17 protein-coding genes are annotated in these 13,159 nt (G+C 61.3%); 5 read left to right on the forward strand and 12 right to left on the reverse strand.

Annotated features, from left to right (window positions below; genetic code table 11):
• Window positions 1-12: 12 nt before the first annotated feature.
• From QPK29_RS21225 to QPK29_RS21265, 9 genes are all read right to left on the reverse strand, one after another.
• Window positions 13-696 (reverse strand): HNH endonuclease, encoded by a 684-nt coding sequence (locus tag QPK29_RS21225; RefSeq protein WP_400189823.1) that lies wholly within the window; start codon window positions 694-696, stop codon window positions 13-15.
• A 6-nt stretch (window positions 697-702) separates the two neighbouring features.
• Window positions 703-1,068: a DUF6750 family protein gene (locus tag QPK29_RS21230; RefSeq protein WP_371770990.1), complete on the reverse strand. Its 366-nt coding sequence runs from the start codon at window positions 1,066-1,068 to the stop codon at window positions 703-705.
• A gap of 79 nt (window positions 1,069-1,147) precedes the next feature.
• The gene (locus QPK29_RS21235; protein ID WP_371770991.1) at window positions 1,148-1,651 is read right to left on the reverse strand and encodes a hypothetical protein; all 504 of its coding nucleotides are present in this window, start codon (window positions 1,649-1,651) and stop codon (window positions 1,148-1,150) included.
• 18 nt (window positions 1,652-1,669) lie between these two features.
• Entirely contained in the window at window positions 1,670-2,719 is a 1,050-nt protein-coding gene (locus tag QPK29_RS21240) for a hypothetical protein (RefSeq protein ID WP_371770992.1), read from the reverse strand.
• Between the two features lie 13 nt (window positions 2,720-2,732).
• On the reverse strand, window positions 2,733-4,031 hold the full coding sequence (locus QPK29_RS21245; protein WP_371770993.1) for a DotG/IcmE/VirB10 family protein: 1,299 nt from the start codon (window positions 4,029-4,031) through the stop codon (window positions 2,733-2,735).
• Window positions 4,032-4,051: 20 nt separating this feature from the next.
• Window positions 4,052-5,188 carry a DotH/IcmK family type IV secretion protein gene (locus tag QPK29_RS21250; protein ID WP_371770994.1) on the reverse strand — a complete coding sequence of 379 codons (1,137 nt, stop codon included), beginning with the start codon at window positions 5,186-5,188 and terminating at the stop codon, window positions 4,052-4,054.
• A gap of 9 nt (window positions 5,189-5,197) precedes the next feature.
• Window positions 5,198-5,482 (reverse strand): hypothetical protein, encoded by a 285-nt coding sequence (locus QPK29_RS21255; protein ID WP_371770995.1) that lies wholly within the window; start codon window positions 5,480-5,482, stop codon window positions 5,198-5,200.
• Between the two features lie 39 nt (window positions 5,483-5,521).
• The gene (locus QPK29_RS21260; protein ID WP_371770996.1) at window positions 5,522-6,187 is read right to left on the reverse strand and encodes a DotI/IcmL/TraM family protein; all 666 of its coding nucleotides are present in this window, start codon (window positions 6,185-6,187) and stop codon (window positions 5,522-5,524) included.
• Entirely contained in the window at window positions 6,187-6,525 is a 339-nt protein-coding gene (locus QPK29_RS21265; RefSeq protein ID WP_371770997.1) for a hypothetical protein, read from the reverse strand. Before QPK29_RS21265 ends, QPK29_RS21260 begins: the two co-directional genes overlap by 1 nt.
• Before the next feature lie 116 nt (window positions 6,526-6,641).
• On the opposite strand from QPK29_RS21265, the gene QPK29_RS21270 reads away from it, so the two are divergent.
• The 4 genes from QPK29_RS21270 to QPK29_RS21285 all read left to right on the forward strand — a co-directional run bounded on the left by QPK29_RS21270 (window position 6,642) and on the right by QPK29_RS21285 (window position 8,999).
• Entirely contained in the window at window positions 6,642-7,094 is a 453-nt protein-coding gene (locus tag QPK29_RS21270; RefSeq protein WP_371770998.1) for a hypothetical protein, read from the forward strand.
• 177 nt (window positions 7,095-7,271) lie between these two features.
• Window positions 7,272-7,712 (forward strand): hypothetical protein, encoded by a 441-nt coding sequence (locus QPK29_RS21275; protein ID WP_371770999.1) that lies wholly within the window; start codon window positions 7,272-7,274, stop codon window positions 7,710-7,712.
• 23 nt (window positions 7,713-7,735) lie between these two features.
• Window positions 7,736-8,518, forward strand: coding sequence for a hypothetical protein (locus tag QPK29_RS21280; RefSeq protein ID WP_371771000.1), 783 nt, complete (start codon window positions 7,736-7,738; stop codon window positions 8,516-8,518).
• The gene (locus QPK29_RS21285) at window positions 8,508-8,999 is read left to right on the forward strand and encodes a hypothetical protein (RefSeq protein ID WP_371771001.1); all 492 of its coding nucleotides are present in this window, start codon (window positions 8,508-8,510) and stop codon (window positions 8,997-8,999) included. The genes QPK29_RS21280 and QPK29_RS21285 overlap by 11 nt, the downstream gene beginning before the upstream one ends.
• Window positions 9,000-9,072: 73 nt before the next feature.
• On the opposite strand, the gene QPK29_RS21290 is transcribed toward QPK29_RS21285, so the two are convergent.
• Both QPK29_RS21290 and QPK29_RS21295 read right to left on the reverse strand, forming a co-directional pair.
• Complete coding sequence (locus QPK29_RS21290) at window positions 9,073-9,924, reverse strand: hypothetical protein (protein ID WP_371771002.1); 852 nt, start codon at window positions 9,922-9,924, stop codon at window positions 9,073-9,075.
• A 14-nt stretch (window positions 9,925-9,938) separates the two neighbouring features.
• The gene (locus QPK29_RS21295; protein WP_371771003.1) at window positions 9,939-11,717 is read right to left on the reverse strand and encodes a hypothetical protein; all 1,779 of its coding nucleotides are present in this window, start codon (window positions 11,715-11,717) and stop codon (window positions 9,939-9,941) included.
• A 322-nt stretch (window positions 11,718-12,039) separates the two neighbouring features.
• Between QPK29_RS21295 and QPK29_RS21300 the strand changes: the two genes are divergently transcribed.
• Complete coding sequence (locus tag QPK29_RS21300) at window positions 12,040-12,756, forward strand: hypothetical protein (protein WP_371771004.1); 717 nt, start codon at window positions 12,040-12,042, stop codon at window positions 12,754-12,756.
• A 116-nt stretch (window positions 12,757-12,872) separates the two neighbouring features.
• Here the strand turns inward: QPK29_RS21300 and QPK29_RS21305 are convergent, their stop codons facing one another.
• Window positions 12,873-13,004 (reverse strand): hypothetical protein, encoded by a 132-nt coding sequence (locus tag QPK29_RS21305; protein WP_371771005.1) that lies wholly within the window; start codon window positions 13,002-13,004, stop codon window positions 12,873-12,875.
• Window positions 13,005-13,159: the final 155 nt, after the last annotated feature.

Here is a 13,159-nt window from a genome sequence, read left to right on the forward strand (position 1 = left end):
GGTGCGTTGGTGTTATTGGGCTGCGATGCGTCTTGCGAAGATCGAGGGCCAGGACGAGATCGGTAACGACGCGAACTCCTCGCCGAATTTCTTCGCCTGCTTCACAATCACGCCAAGGGCAAAGACCACGCGCAGACCTTTCAGCGGTTCCGCGCGGGCCGCATACACGGGCGCAGATACTTCCTTCAAGGCGATCGCGAAATGCGCCGCCTTCGACGAACCCCACACAGTCTCGATGTAGTGCTGGTATTCGGTAAGGCTTGCATGGAGCACTTTCGCGTCAGCCTTCTCCTCTTCCGATGCCTCAGGACTGGCAAGCACGTGGCCAATCGTGCGCATCAGGTGGGAGAGGTCCGCCTGCTGCAGGTCCGGCAGATACGCCAGCTGCGAAACACTTCCCGCGAGCTCGGACTCGTCGGCACGCAGCAGCCTGCTCGCCAGCTCGCCGATATGATTCACCGGATGGCAAAACACGCATTCCGGCAAAAAGTTCTCATCCGTATTGTTCGCGTGGTTACAGTCCTTGTGGTGAACCTCCAGGCCGCCGCTCGATTTCACGCCGCAGGCCTGGCAGGTGTGCTGTGCGCGCTGCAGAACCGCCGGTCTCTTCGCACGGTAAGCGGCGTCCGCCGCCTCCGCTTGAGGATCGTGGTCGCGGAACGTGTTTCGGCTGACGCCTGGAATGAGCTCGACCATCACGAATTACTGCATGTTGCTGACGTTGTTCGACGCGGAGGTGCCGATGAAGGTCTGGGTGAAGAGATCCGTGGTCACGGTAAAGCCGACGAGGAGCGCGCCGGCCGCGATCTTGAGGCCAATCATCCCCCACGTGATCTCATCTCCGCCACGCGCCTTCGACTTCTTGATGATTTCGGTGATACCCCAGCCGAGTGCACCGACGCCAGCTAAGAAGAAGGCGTAGATCGCAAGTGACTTGATCAGCGGCAGTTTGCTGGTGATGTATGCGACGCGGTCGAAGAAGTCATCAGCATGGGCCGGCGACGCCACCATCAGACCCATTGCGACGAGTGGCAGTGCCAGTTTCAGAGCTTTTTTCGAGAGTTTCATTTTGGGATTTCCCTTGTGCTTAAGTGATTAGAACGACATACCCGGTGTATAACCGAATTCCTATTACGTGGTTGCAACCTCAAATGAGTGGCGCCACGAATCGCCATAAATTGACGCCAAACGCTCCCGCGACGATGAAGACCGCCGCCGTCCAACCTGGATCCTCGACTTGCGACGAGCCCCCGTCGTTTGCTTTCACGATCAAGCGAGTGCCCTTGATGATGGCCAGGACGCCAAGAGTCGCCAGCCACGCGAGAACGCACTGGAATATCATCTTCGGCACGCTGTCGCCACCACCCGGCATCACCGACATCGAGTTCGTCGACGGCATGGCCAGTCCAGTCCATGTCAGCACCTGCATGTTGATGTAGGCATTTGCGTTAATGAAGAAGGTGCCGACGATGAACCTCGCAGACACGGAGCCCCAGCCATATGTGCGGCGCGGGTCGCTCCACCGTGCCATCCGATATGCCGCGTTGCCGACCAGGTACCAGCCCAACGCGAGCGAGCACAGGGCAATCGCAAACTCCCTGGTAACCTTTGCGCCCATGTAGAGCGAGGACAGCAATGCATTGAGGTCCATGTGCGGAATTCCGAGCGGTTATTGATATCGAACGCCGTTGATCTCGACGACGGGATTGCCGGCAGCGTCAACGGCGACCGTCTGGACCGTGCCCAGCCCTGGGATCGAGTCTCCGGCGGCGACTCGGCTCTTGATTCCGCCGAAGTCCACCAGCGCGGTCGTCACACCGTGGTGCGTTGACACACCGACGACGCGCACCGTGTCATTGGTCAGCGCCACCGGCTTTTTGGTTTCCACGATCGGCTGCACGACCGGCAGAACTTTTTCGCTTGCTACGTGCTTCGCACGGACCGCGGCCTCTTTTGCACTGCGGACGCGATCTTGAGCTTCTGCGCGCTCGTATCGGGCAAGCCGGCGCTCCAGTACAGCAACACGAGATGCCAGCTGCTCGGGCGTCGCGCTTGACGTATCGGCCTTCGCGGCCGAGTGCCCCTTGCCGTGCGAATTCGAAGACAACGCGCTTTGCGCGGCCTGCGTCGGCGCTGCGGACGCCGCTGCGGCTGGCGCTGCAGCTGGTGCCGGTGCCGGCGCCACAGCTGCCGCAAGTGGTACAGACGCTGCCGCCGCCACTGCTACGGCCGTTGCTGCCGCGGGTGCTGCGGCCGTTGCTGCCGCGGGCGCTGCTGCAGGTGCTGCCGCGGGTGCTGCTGCAGGCGCGGCAGGTGCGGCCCCCTGCACCGCCGCTTCGGGCGCGGCCGGCGACGCTGCAGCTGGCGCCGAAGTGCCGCTCATCACGGTTGCGCCGCCCGCGGCATCTGCGCCCATCATCTGACCTTGATTGGCCGGAACTGGAACCGGAAATTGCGGCTTCGGCGAAGCGTTGACCTTGGGTTGCCCCGGATCGAGTACGAGCACCAGGGCCAGGAAAGCTGCCAAGAAGCCGCCAGCGCCGATCCCGACTTTCTTCCACGTCGACATTTTCTTCTTCACCTTCGTCTTGCCGATGGTGACCGATGCCGCCGCCGCAGGCTTCTGGGCAGCGGGCTCAGCTGGCATTGCCGTACCCAAAGGGTCCATTTGATCCCCGAAGCCGGGTTCGGCGGTCTCGTAAAAGCCTGTGCTAGTCATGTGGTGCCCTTTCTTATTTGCCGGTCTGGCGAGCTTGGCCAGAGATGTCGGATTGATAGATCGATTCTTCGAATACGATGCCGATCTGCGTGCGGGCCGCGAGTGTCAGATGACCATCCTGCGGACCGGTCGCAAGCGCGCGCGATACCTGGTTGGCGCCAGACGAATACATGGCGTTGCGCGCCTGCTCGGCGGTCGGGGGCGGCGTCTGCTGGCCGCCAGTGACGACACCACTAGCACCAGGAACCGGGATGGCGATCACGGTCGTGCCGACTTGTGCGCGCGCGCCCGCGTAGGCCTTGACGCCTTCTGACACCACGGGGAACACGTACCGCTGCATGTACCGACCGTCATAATCGCCGCGCACCAAGTCGCCCGGCTCCTCGCTGTCGACGGCGTACGCAGTAACCTTGATCGCGTGGCCATTGAACGACGCACTGGTGAAGTCAACCTGAAAGCCCTGGTCACCGATCCGCTTTGCTGCGCCGATCAAGACGGCGCCGGTCAGGGGACCGCTCGTGATGCGCGCTCGCAGCTTGCCTGGGGTATCCGAGTCAGTTGCGCTGATCATCTCGGCGGCGTACATCTCCCCGTATGCCTTCACGACCATGAGGTCGTTTGCAGGACGCTGAATGGCACCCGAACTGTTTCCTTGCTGAGCCGACTGATTGCCAGCCGCGGCATTGCCGCTCTTCACCTCACGCACGTACATCGAGGATCCACGCTGGGTGCCGCTGTCGGAGCCCATGCCCCACGCTGTCATCATGCGTAGCATTTGCGATTCCAGCCCCTTCGTCTTCGCCTCACTCGGACCCGGCGGCTGCTGGGGAGCGGCTTGCGATGCCTGCTGCTGCGGCTGCGACTGTTGCGCATGCTGATCGAGACGGACCTCACCCTGCTGCGTCAACGGCGCGCTGGCCTGTTGAGGCGCCGAAATCTGGACCGAAGTGGCGCCCGCGCCGACTTGCGCGCCGACAGCACTCTGGCCACCGCTCAAAGCTGCGCCGATTCGCGCGTTTTCCTGGGCTTTCAGCGCATCACGATCGGCCTGGCTCAACATCCCGGCCCCTACCGGCTGCTCGGATGGGGCCTGCACAATCGATGACGCCTTTTTCTCCTCCTGATTTCTACCGCCAGCAAATAGCAGGACCAGCAGCAGGAGGGCCGTGCCGACGACACCGACGATGATCAGCATGTTTCGCTTGCCCTTCGGGTCCCAGCGCGGTTTCGTTGGCGCCGGGGCAGTGCCGCCGCCGATGGCATTGCTGGATATGGGAATTGCACCGTGCAAGTCGTTATCGTTCGGTTCCATCATATTTCCTTTACTTGTTCTTAGCGGGCGGCGCTCGCAACTGGCGGGATGTAGGGCAGCTCCATGACAGCGTTCACTTCGCGGCCATCGACACCCATGCGGACGAGCGAGGTGTACGGCAGCTTGTAGACTGCGGTTCCATCGACGGCTGCCTGACGCTTGAACCAGCCGGGGCTGAAGATCGTGTGCGGGGTGCGGACGTACAGGTGGCCCCGCCACATCCATGCGAAAGTCGAGGCGACTTGGCTCACCTTCACGTCCACCGCACCCTCAGGAGGAATCCCCATCAAGAAACCCTGCATTTCACCCACCTGGGTGCCACCGTCGGCTTCGAGGCGGTCACCCGGTAGCACGTTCTTCGCCGCGGTCAGCACCGGCACAACAACCTGGATTACGCTGTCCACGGTCTTGGCCTCGCTACCAACACGTACTTGCATGAGAATGGGGTTGGGCACGCCGACAAGGCGGACCATCATGTTGCCCGTGCCGCTGATCGCTTGTGCGGTGACCTCCACGGTCGACGAGCCGCGCTGGCTCACTTCATCGGTCTGGAGAACACCTACACTGAAGGCATTCCCGAACGTCTTGGCGCCATCAACGACCAACGGCGTGCCGGAGCGATCGACAAACGTGAGCAATGCTCCGAGGTTGAGCGCAACATCGATCGTTCCTGGCTTGGAATTGGGCTCGAAGCTGATCGGCATGATGCGGCTTCCGCGCACCGTATATGGCCCGCCCGGCACCTCGGCCATCGCCCGAGCACTTTCGACCATCGCTTTCGCGAACTGGCGGATCTCATCGGGGCTCAAGGGAGACACACGCTCGGTGGCCTCGGCGACGTCTTCGTCTTTAGCGGGCAACTTGGGATTCGGGAGCTCGCGGCCGGCCACGTGGCCGCCGCCTTTGGCCGCGCCGGTTGATGGCGCCCCGGCCGGCCCGATGTTGCCCGATGGGCCGTTCGCCACGGAGTTGGTCGCTGGTGGCTCTGCCTTCTGCCAACTTTGCTGTGCCTGCTCTCGCGTCGGGAAGTTTTCAATGACAGCACCTTTGCGTTGCGCCGGAGCCGACTGATCCACTGGTTTTGGCGTCACGTTTTGTGCGCATACAACAGAACAAAGGCAGGCGGAAAAAGCCACAACTGATGCTTTTAACTTCATGGGATTCTTTCAGTAGAAACTGCGACCGGCCACGAGGTTGATACTCTGGCGGAATGCGAAGATGGAGTACAGGTATTGGCGGACGAAGCCGTTCGGCGAATTGCGCAGGGCGTCGATGAGATCCTGGCGCGGGCAGATATAGGGATCGATGTCCTCGATCCATTCCGCAAACTGCGGGTGCTCCAGTAATACGCGCTCGTGCTCGATCTGGCACAGCTCGATCACCTTGGCTTCATCCCCGGCCAGCAGCGCCTCGAGCTCGGCGTCGCTCAGCACCTTGGTTTCAATATTCATCCGTGATACTTCCTTTCTTCTACTGCAAGACTGGTCGGCCTACGGCTGCCAGGGGACCAGGACGACGTTTTGAAGACGCATCCCTTCGATATGCGAATCGTACGACACTCGCACAACATCGGTCTGGAATGCATACGATACAGGGCGCGAGGTAGTGTTGGCCTTGCCGCCACGATACCCGATATCGATCACGCCCTGGATGTGGAAGACGTTACGAGCGCTCGCGCCGCTCCCCATGACACCGCGAGCGTTGATGAAGGGTTGGATGACGAAGCTGCTCGCCAAGTTCACATCATCCTTTTTCATCTTCTCCAGGAAGGGCTCCATGACCTTGCGCACGGATTCGCTGCCACCGCCAGTGAAGCATTCGCCGATGGCGCGCTCAACGGTTGTCTGATAGTTGTGGAAGGCGTGATTGAAGAGGGAATTCATGCAGTCACCCGCCATTCGCGTGATGCGCGCGTCGGGCGGGTCGCCTTTCGTCAGCGGCATGACTGGGTAAGCGCGGCCCGCGGCGTCCAGAGCAATGCGCTCTCGCTCGGGCTTGTGGGTCATGCCGACGATGCCGGCAATGATCCCGATGGTTCCTGCGAGAGCCGCAATGACGATACCACCGGCGAGTTTGCCGTTCAGTGCACGTAGACGCGTGACTTCGGCGTGCAGGTCGATCCCAAACAGATCTGCCGCTTCCTGCTGAGTAGACATTATTGCTTTGCTCCTGATGCCTGGGCAGGCACCTTGATTACGGTAAGCGGATGCTCGCGGCCGGCCGGGTCCATACCAACGGCATTTGCTGCAGGCCACACCCACACGCCAACAGCGAGGAAGACGATACCCACCGCAAACCAGATACTCGAGATCACGGCCGATGTCGTCAAAACAGCGTTCAGCGACCTCTGACGAAGGTAGTCTTCGTAGTCGTTTTCGACGATGCTGTCGACACTGTTTTGATGAACATCTGACACTGAAACTCCGCAAAAAATGGACATTTTATTGTCCTTAGGCAAGATGATTTCACAAACGGTAACCTCGGTCAATCGCATGAAGTTAGGTATCAGGAGGCACCTAACACTGGTCGAACCGGCACTTTTCGCGTTTCTATCCGTATAGCAGCGTTTTTGTGCCATACTAATAAAACGTAACATCCAAAAAAAATTTTATGAACGAGAACACCTTTGTTGCTGTTGGCCGAATCGAGCGGATCATGACCTGCGGTCGCGGCCTCAACCTGGTCATCGGCGGTACCGGGCCGATGAAAGGCCTGGTGTCTGTGCAGCTGCGCGACCCGGCCCTTATTAAACTCGTGACGACCCAAGGGTCGGGCTTTGCGGCCGGCGACGTCGTCAGTGTGGGCGGGAAGCTTGAGTACGACCCGGAAACCCATCAAAACGTGGCGATCGCCGCAACCGACCGCGTCTCGCGCATCGCCCGCGGCGCCAATGCGAGCGTGGCGCCGGCGCCTGCAGCTGCCGGCGCCAGCTTTTTCGGCCATTGCGAGCGGGCCGGGCTACGTGCCGGCGCAGCCCTTGACATTCCCGCTCCATCATCTGTCCTGAGCTTCTCGACTCACATGGCCGGTGATTTGGTGGGCCTGGGCGACGTCCTTCTCTGAAAATGGGCTACCGAAAACATGACGTCGACTATAAATTCAATTCCGCTGCCAGACTCACACGAGAGTGGGGCGCCCTGCCCCGCCCCGGCATCCGACCAGGCACGGGCCGCAGGATTCAATAAGCGCGAGTTCGCCAAGCTGATGTCCGCGCGGTTCGGTGTGACGCAAGAAAAGGGAATGCTGTTCTTCGATGAGATCGGTCAGCGGATGGCCGAAAGCTTGACTGCCGGAGAAACCGTATTCCTGTTCGGCCAGGGCACGCTCAAGGTCGTGAAAAAGCGTGGCGCCTCTGCAGATATGAGGATCAGGTTCCGCCCCACGACACGTTCCGAAAAGGCGTCCACGGTCGCAATCGAGGGCCTCCCTGGGATTGCCGCCGGTGTCATCGGCGACGTAGTACCCATCAACAGCTTCTCGGCGGGCGAGCGCGCGCTGCAAGCCGGCAGGGCCTGTACAGCAGAAGGGCCGGGCGGAAAGCTGGTGGTCTACCGGGACGACATCGGGCAGTACCGCTGCGTGCTGATGACCGCCGGTGCCGCCCCCGACGAGGCTATCGTGCCAACCAAGAAAGCGGCGAGAGACTGGCTGCGGCACGGTTTCACGCTGACGCGCGGCTGACTCAACGAACTAGTGGAGCCCGAATGTTCGAACGCGATTACGAGACCGCCGCACCGGCCGTGCTCGACGAAGACCAGAGTGCTGTCCTGCGCCGCGAGATAGGCGGTATGCTTTCGGCCCTGCGCTACCTGGCCGAACTGTGCGAGCCCGGCAAGCCGGTTCAGCGCCAACTCATTCACAGCATCCTATACACGTCCGAGTCGCGCCTGGCCCAGCTGAGCACGATAACTGGTGTCGAGACCGACTCGGCCGCGGAGCGCGAACGCAGGTACCTCGAAATTCGAAGGGCCAACATACGCGTGCACGAGCTCGAGCGTCAGCTCGGCGGTGCCGTCACGGCGGAGCAAACGAAGCAAGCAGTTGCATACCTCATCAGCAAACTGAATCGCTGGTGGCGCCACGAAGGCCTTGGGGTGGTACGCGAGGCAGCTCTTGACACTTGGGGTGGACTGACCGTGACATTGTCGTGTTCGTTGTTTGGTACGACACGATCAACGGATTCCAGCACGCCTGTTACGGACAAATCCGATCGCGCCGCCTGGCTCAAATCCCTCGAGGCTCGAGGCTTCCTGCTCGCCGCGGGCCGCGGCAATATTGGACATCTGGCGGCCTGCGAAGCCAGCCGCGATGCACTCGTACGGCTGGTCAGGAAAGCGCTGCCTTCCGCTCATTTCCAGAATATCAAAACGACGATCGGCGCGAAGCAGGTCGCAGTGATGTCGGAGGCCCGCATCTACATCCACAACCTCGAAGACGTCGAGGCGCTGCGAGACGCAGCAGAGGAGGAGGGCCAGCATGGTGAATGAACTTGACCAACCGATGGTGTCGCCACAGCAGATCCAGGCTGCGATGCGCGACATGCGCGATCGCGTGCGCGCATGGTGGAAGCGTGACGGACTCGGACATACGTCTGCGGTCAGCATGTCCGAGGAAGGCAGCATGGAGGTCGAGCTCAGCTGCTCGCTCTACTTCGAGATGGAAGAGAGGATGCATTTGCAGGATCCCGCGCTGCCTGAAGCCGAGCGGCGCGCGCGGGTGCAGAGCTACTTCGAAAGCCGAGGCTTCGTTCTCCACTCCACGCCTGGTGACGACATCGCCGTGCGTGATTGCGACGAAAGCAGCCAGGCGCTGCGCAAGATCATAAAAGACGCCTTCCCTTCGTCGATCGTGCGCTCCATTGAAAGCCGCGGCACGCGCGATGGTGCCTTCGTTCTGCAATCGGCCCAGGTCATCATCCGAGACCTGGCGGACGTGTTTTCGCTGCCGGCCGCGCAACCTGACGCTTGAAGCTGCAGGCGACAGAGCGTCGATGCAAAAGAAATCCCCGGTCGGGCCGGGGATTCGGTGCTAATGACGCCGATCAGCGCGGGGCATCGGGCTCGGGTTCGAGGTCGAAGTCATCGCCAGGTGCTGGAAGGCTGACCGTGATCTGTTCGATCTGCTCGAAGCCGGCGCTGGCCAGTTGCTTCGGGATGTCCTCGTAGTTACCGGCACTCGCCACCGCTGCTTGCACCGCCGCACGGACATCCAACTCACTCATGCCGGCCGGCGCGCCGAGCGACAGCGTCGACTGGCCGTCACCGCTATCGAGGTGAACGATCGTCGTGGCGTGGGCATTACGCTCGCGCTCCTTTTCCTCCTGCTCGACCAGCTGCGCGAACGCCTGGCAGAACAGGAGCGGGTAATTCGCCATCGCTTCTTTTGCGCTCGGCGCGCCGCCCAAGGCAGCCGCCTGCGACATCTTCTCCAGGACCTTGTTCAGGTCATAGGATTGCACTTCCTCGCCGGAGGTGCCTGGCGCCGCCACTTTGTTCCACTTCCATGCGGTTACCGCGCCGCCGTCGACCGCAGCGCGCAGCGCGTCGCCCACGGCGTCCAGGGCGGCTTCGCTCACCACCACGGTTCCATCGGCCGGGCCACTGGGTTTGACGGAGCGGCGCAGGGCCGCGAATGCGTCGACCAACTGGGTGGTCGACGGCGCCGATGCCGACGATTTCGCACTGTCGCTGGCGTTGGTAGGTTCCAGTACCTGGGCGCTCACCATCGCGATATCCAGGCCGTCGAGAGCAGTGTCCAGCGGCTGCCCCTCGCGGCGCAGGCGCGCGACCTCATGCGCGCGCTGTACGATCTCCTGGAGTTGCTCCTGGCTCAGCTCGACAAAGGAGGCGCTGACGGTCCCCTGGTTATCAAAACGGTTTACTTCGATGCGCATACGTCGTTCCTTTTTCAGTTGAATGCTTGTTCTGGGATGTCTGCTCTGGGCGCGATCTCGTAGGGGTCGTCGCGGTGGCGCTGGCGAGCGTCCGTGGCGTCATGCACGTCCACTGCCACTGCTGCCTGCTCGCCGGCCAGCTGTCCTTCCTTGTGCGCGCGGACGATCTTGGCCAGAAAGTCGGTAGGCGAGACGCCGCTACCGCGGATCCAGCTGCAGACCGACTTGACCAGCTCCTGCGCCTTCGGGAACACCTTCGACAGGATTCGGCTCGCGCCGGCCTTCGCTTCGACGCTTTGCGCCAGGCTTTCCATGCGCGACAACGGCATCTGGCCTTTGCGCCACAGCGCGTATGCATGTGCGGCCGCCTCCTCCCAGTTCGCCATCGCCTGCTTGGCCGCGTCGAATTCGCCATGCGAGAGCAACAGGCGAACGGTGCGCACCAGCAGCGGGGCGCCGTACGCGAACTGGCGCTGCACGTCCTCGCGTTCGCGCGCACTGAAGTGGTGGTCCAGCACCAGGTGGAAACCCTCGTGATCCAGTGCCGCGACTGGGTCCTCGGCATTGAATGCGATCCGCGCCGTGCGACCCACCAGCTCCGCGGCAGGACGGCCATCTTCATGGGCCGACATCACTTCGCGGACAATCGAGACGCGCATGTGCACGTCCTCGCCCAAACTGGTGTCGGCGCGCAGCTGAAGCGCCTTTTCCAGCTGGACCGCGCGCACCGGGTCAAAGGTCGCCTGCTCGACGACACGGGCGTACGAGTACACGGGCGCGCCAGCAGAAAACTTTTCACGCATGAGCGGCGTCACCGGCATCACGGCCAGACGGCGGGGGGTATCCTTCAGCACGAAGTCGGCCAGGCGTAGCTCAGATTGAAAAGGCTTGGCGAGTTTCTTGGCCAAGCTCGGCACAATTTTCATGTAAAACTCGTCCAGTCCGGCCGCACCATATGCGTTCCCGCCGTTGGCCATCGAGGCACCGCTGATCCAGGTGAGCTGATCACACCCCTGCTCCACCGCCAGCAGCATCGCACGACGCAGCAGGAATGCGGTCCAGTGCTCGGTTTCGGTCACCAGCGGCGCGCGTTTATAGTCGCCCTTCCAGTCGTATGCACGTCCTTTTTGCGCCCAGTCGCTCTGGAACTCGTGGACAAAGAGGGTCCGGGTACCGTCCACCACTTTTACCGACCAGCGCATGTGGGCGAAGTCGGCGCGCGCGTCCGGGCACATGTTCTGCAGATCCGACGAGAAGTGCGTGCGCAGCGTGATGCCCGAGGCCACTTCGTCCTGCTGCGCGATGAGGGCCGAGCGGCGCTTGTCGAGGCGGAACACGGCGTCGGGATCCTCGCCCAATTTATCGAAGTCGAAGTTGAGCGCCGCAATACGGTCATCCAGATCGGCGATGCGGTCGGCGAGATCTTCGTCGACGGTCGGAAAGTAGAACAGGCTTTCGTTGTAATCCTCGCCTGGACCAGCGAAGGAGTACGACCGGTACTTGACGTCGCTACCGGTCAGTCGGGCTTCCTTGATCGATGGGAGGCGATACGAAACCAGGTCGGCCAGCTCCTCGCGGGTCACCTGGCGCTTGCCCTGATCCTGCAGCCACTCGGCAACACCGGAGTCTTCGATCTCGGATTGCTTGATGCCCTTCTGGGAGAACCCGTTGATCACGTGGATCCACTGCTGCGCTTGCAGCTTTCCCTGCTTGTATGCCGCGATTTCCTGCGGCAGTCGCCAGGAGAACATCGGCTGGGCGCCGCCTGTGAGTTGGAATACTTTCTTTGCCATGTGGATGCACCGGTGTGGTTGAGTCTGATGCTCGCATGGTGGCATAAGGCGCCATCCGCTTCAGTGCAACCACGCCTTGCCCGGCCGCTGGCCAAGCTGGTGCAACCACGCCGAACCTCGCTCGTATCATGGGTGACAGCAGCTTTGGAAATGAGGTTCGCACAGGGCTCGGAATTATACTGTACGTTTATACAGTATAATTCCTGATCGGTATAAAACGGCGAAAAATACATCGGTATAGTGCATTGGAGGGCGGAATATACGCTTTTCCGGCCAAAACTACATCACTATAATGCAACGGGGAAATAACCCTATCTCGACCATGTCCAAACCATCTCCTCTGTTCAGCAAGACCCAGCTGCTCCGATCGAAAGAAGTCCTCGACAACAAAACCGTAGCGGCAAAGCTCGGCATCACTGAACGCTCGGCGTCGAACCTGCTCCAGCGTTGGGCGAACGAGGGAACAGTCTCTCGCACCGCGCCGGGCTGCTACATGAGCGTCCTGGCAGAGTCCGACAAAGACAGGCTCATCTTCGCAAGCCTGAAAAAATGTCTGGGGCCGAGCATCATTCTGGTCGGCGCGTCGGCGCTCAAGCGCGTGGGCTGGTGCGACACCGAGATCCTTCACGTCGCTGTACCCCTGCGGCCTTCGCGCTCGGTACCTCGCGTTCGCGACACGGTGATCTATCCCGTTGGTGCAAAGGTGTGGCTCCAGCTCGCGAAGCAGTCGATCCAGATGGACCTGCACAATCCCCCGTTATTGCATCCGCTGAGCCAGATGCTCTGGTGGATGGATCAGAATTGCCCGATCGAGATGCCGGCGCCAGACCGGATGAACTGGAGAGCGATCGCCGCCGAGCCCGATGTACAGAAGGCGATGCACCAGCACTGGCCAGAACATCTTCCGGCTGATTTCGACGTCAAGACCTTCTACGAGTTTCTGCACATGGATCGTCTCACTGGACGGATCGGCGGCCGGGCTGAACCGCTAGATGGCCAGGAACCAAGCGGCCGCGGCGAGGCCATAACTCCCGGCTGACGATATGAAAAAGCACCAGGGCGGCAGCTGCCAGCCTGGTGCTTTTGACGGTGCGGGTTTTAAAGGTGCACGATCAACACTACGAGGAGCCCGAGATAGATCCGTTGCTGCTCAGGCTACGACTCGACAACCGTGCCGACGCGCTCGAGCTGGGCCAGCTGCGCTGCGCCCAGGTTCGATTTCAACTCGAGGTGAACGACCCGGCCCGTTGCGGCCTCCAGCTGGCTGGCGGCGGTATGCATGGCCATTATCGCGGTCGGCTCACTATCGAGGAATACTCGAACCTGCCCGCTTTCTTCAAGGATAGTTCCGGCGCCTAGATTATTCGATGCGAGTATGTACTGCACGCTCTTGAGGTTTATACTAACTATACTGTCCATCATTATTCCTTATTCAGCATTAT

Source organism: Massilia orientalis (assembly GCF_030411975.2).
Lineage (GTDB): Bacteria > Pseudomonadota > Gammaproteobacteria > Burkholderiales > Burkholderiaceae_D > Telluria > Telluria orientalis.

Excerpts from the sequence above, each read along its gene's own strand:
- QPK29_RS21225 (WP_400189823.1), bottom strand. The coding sequence starts at position 696 with ATGGTCGAGCTCATTCCAGGCGTCAGCCGAAACACGTTCCGCGACCAC.
- QPK29_RS21230 (WP_371770990.1), bottom strand. The coding sequence starts at position 1,068 with ATGAAACTCTCGAAAAAAGCTCTGAAACTGGCACTGCCACTCGTCGCA.
- QPK29_RS21235 (WP_371770991.1), bottom strand. The coding sequence starts at position 1,651 with ATGGACCTCAATGCATTGCTGTCCTCGCTCTACATGGGCGCAAAGGTT.
- QPK29_RS21240 (WP_371770992.1), bottom strand. The coding sequence starts at position 2,719 with ATGACTAGCACAGGCTTTTACGAGACCGCCGAACCCGGCTTCGGGGAT.
- QPK29_RS21245 (WP_371770993.1), bottom strand. The coding sequence starts at position 4,031 with ATGGAACCGAACGATAACGACTTGCACGGTGCAATTCCCATATCCAGC.
- QPK29_RS21250 (WP_371770994.1), bottom strand. The coding sequence starts at position 5,188 with ATGAAGTTAAAAGCATCAGTTGTGGCTTTTTCCGCCTGCCTTTGTTCT.
- QPK29_RS21255 (WP_371770995.1), bottom strand. The coding sequence starts at position 5,482 with ATGAATATTGAAACCAAGGTGCTGAGCGACGCCGAGCTCGAGGCGCTG.
- QPK29_RS21260 (WP_371770996.1), bottom strand. The coding sequence starts at position 6,187 with ATGTCTACTCAGCAGGAAGCGGCAGATCTGTTTGGGATCGACCTGCAC.
- QPK29_RS21265 (WP_371770997.1), bottom strand. The coding sequence starts at position 6,525 with ATGCGATTGACCGAGGTTACCGTTTGTGAAATCATCTTGCCTAAGGAC.
- QPK29_RS21270 (WP_371770998.1), top strand. The coding sequence starts at position 6,642 with ATGAACGAGAACACCTTTGTTGCTGTTGGCCGAATCGAGCGGATCATG.
- QPK29_RS21275 (WP_371770999.1), top strand. The coding sequence starts at position 7,272 with ATGCTGTTCTTCGATGAGATCGGTCAGCGGATGGCCGAAAGCTTGACT.
- QPK29_RS21280 (WP_371771000.1), top strand. The coding sequence starts at position 7,736 with ATGTTCGAACGCGATTACGAGACCGCCGCACCGGCCGTGCTCGACGAA.
- QPK29_RS21285 (WP_371771001.1), top strand. The coding sequence starts at position 8,508 with ATGGTGAATGAACTTGACCAACCGATGGTGTCGCCACAGCAGATCCAG.
- QPK29_RS21290 (WP_371771002.1), bottom strand. The coding sequence starts at position 9,924 with ATGCGCATCGAAGTAAACCGTTTTGATAACCAGGGGACCGTCAGCGCC.
- QPK29_RS21295 (WP_371771003.1), bottom strand. The coding sequence starts at position 11,717 with ATGGCAAAGAAAGTATTCCAACTCACAGGCGGCGCCCAGCCGATGTTC.
- QPK29_RS21300 (WP_371771004.1), top strand. The coding sequence starts at position 12,040 with ATGTCCAAACCATCTCCTCTGTTCAGCAAGACCCAGCTGCTCCGATCG.
- QPK29_RS21305 (WP_371771005.1), bottom strand. The coding sequence starts at position 13,004 with ATGGCCATGCATACCGCCGCCAGCCAGCTGGAGGCCGCAACGGGCCGG.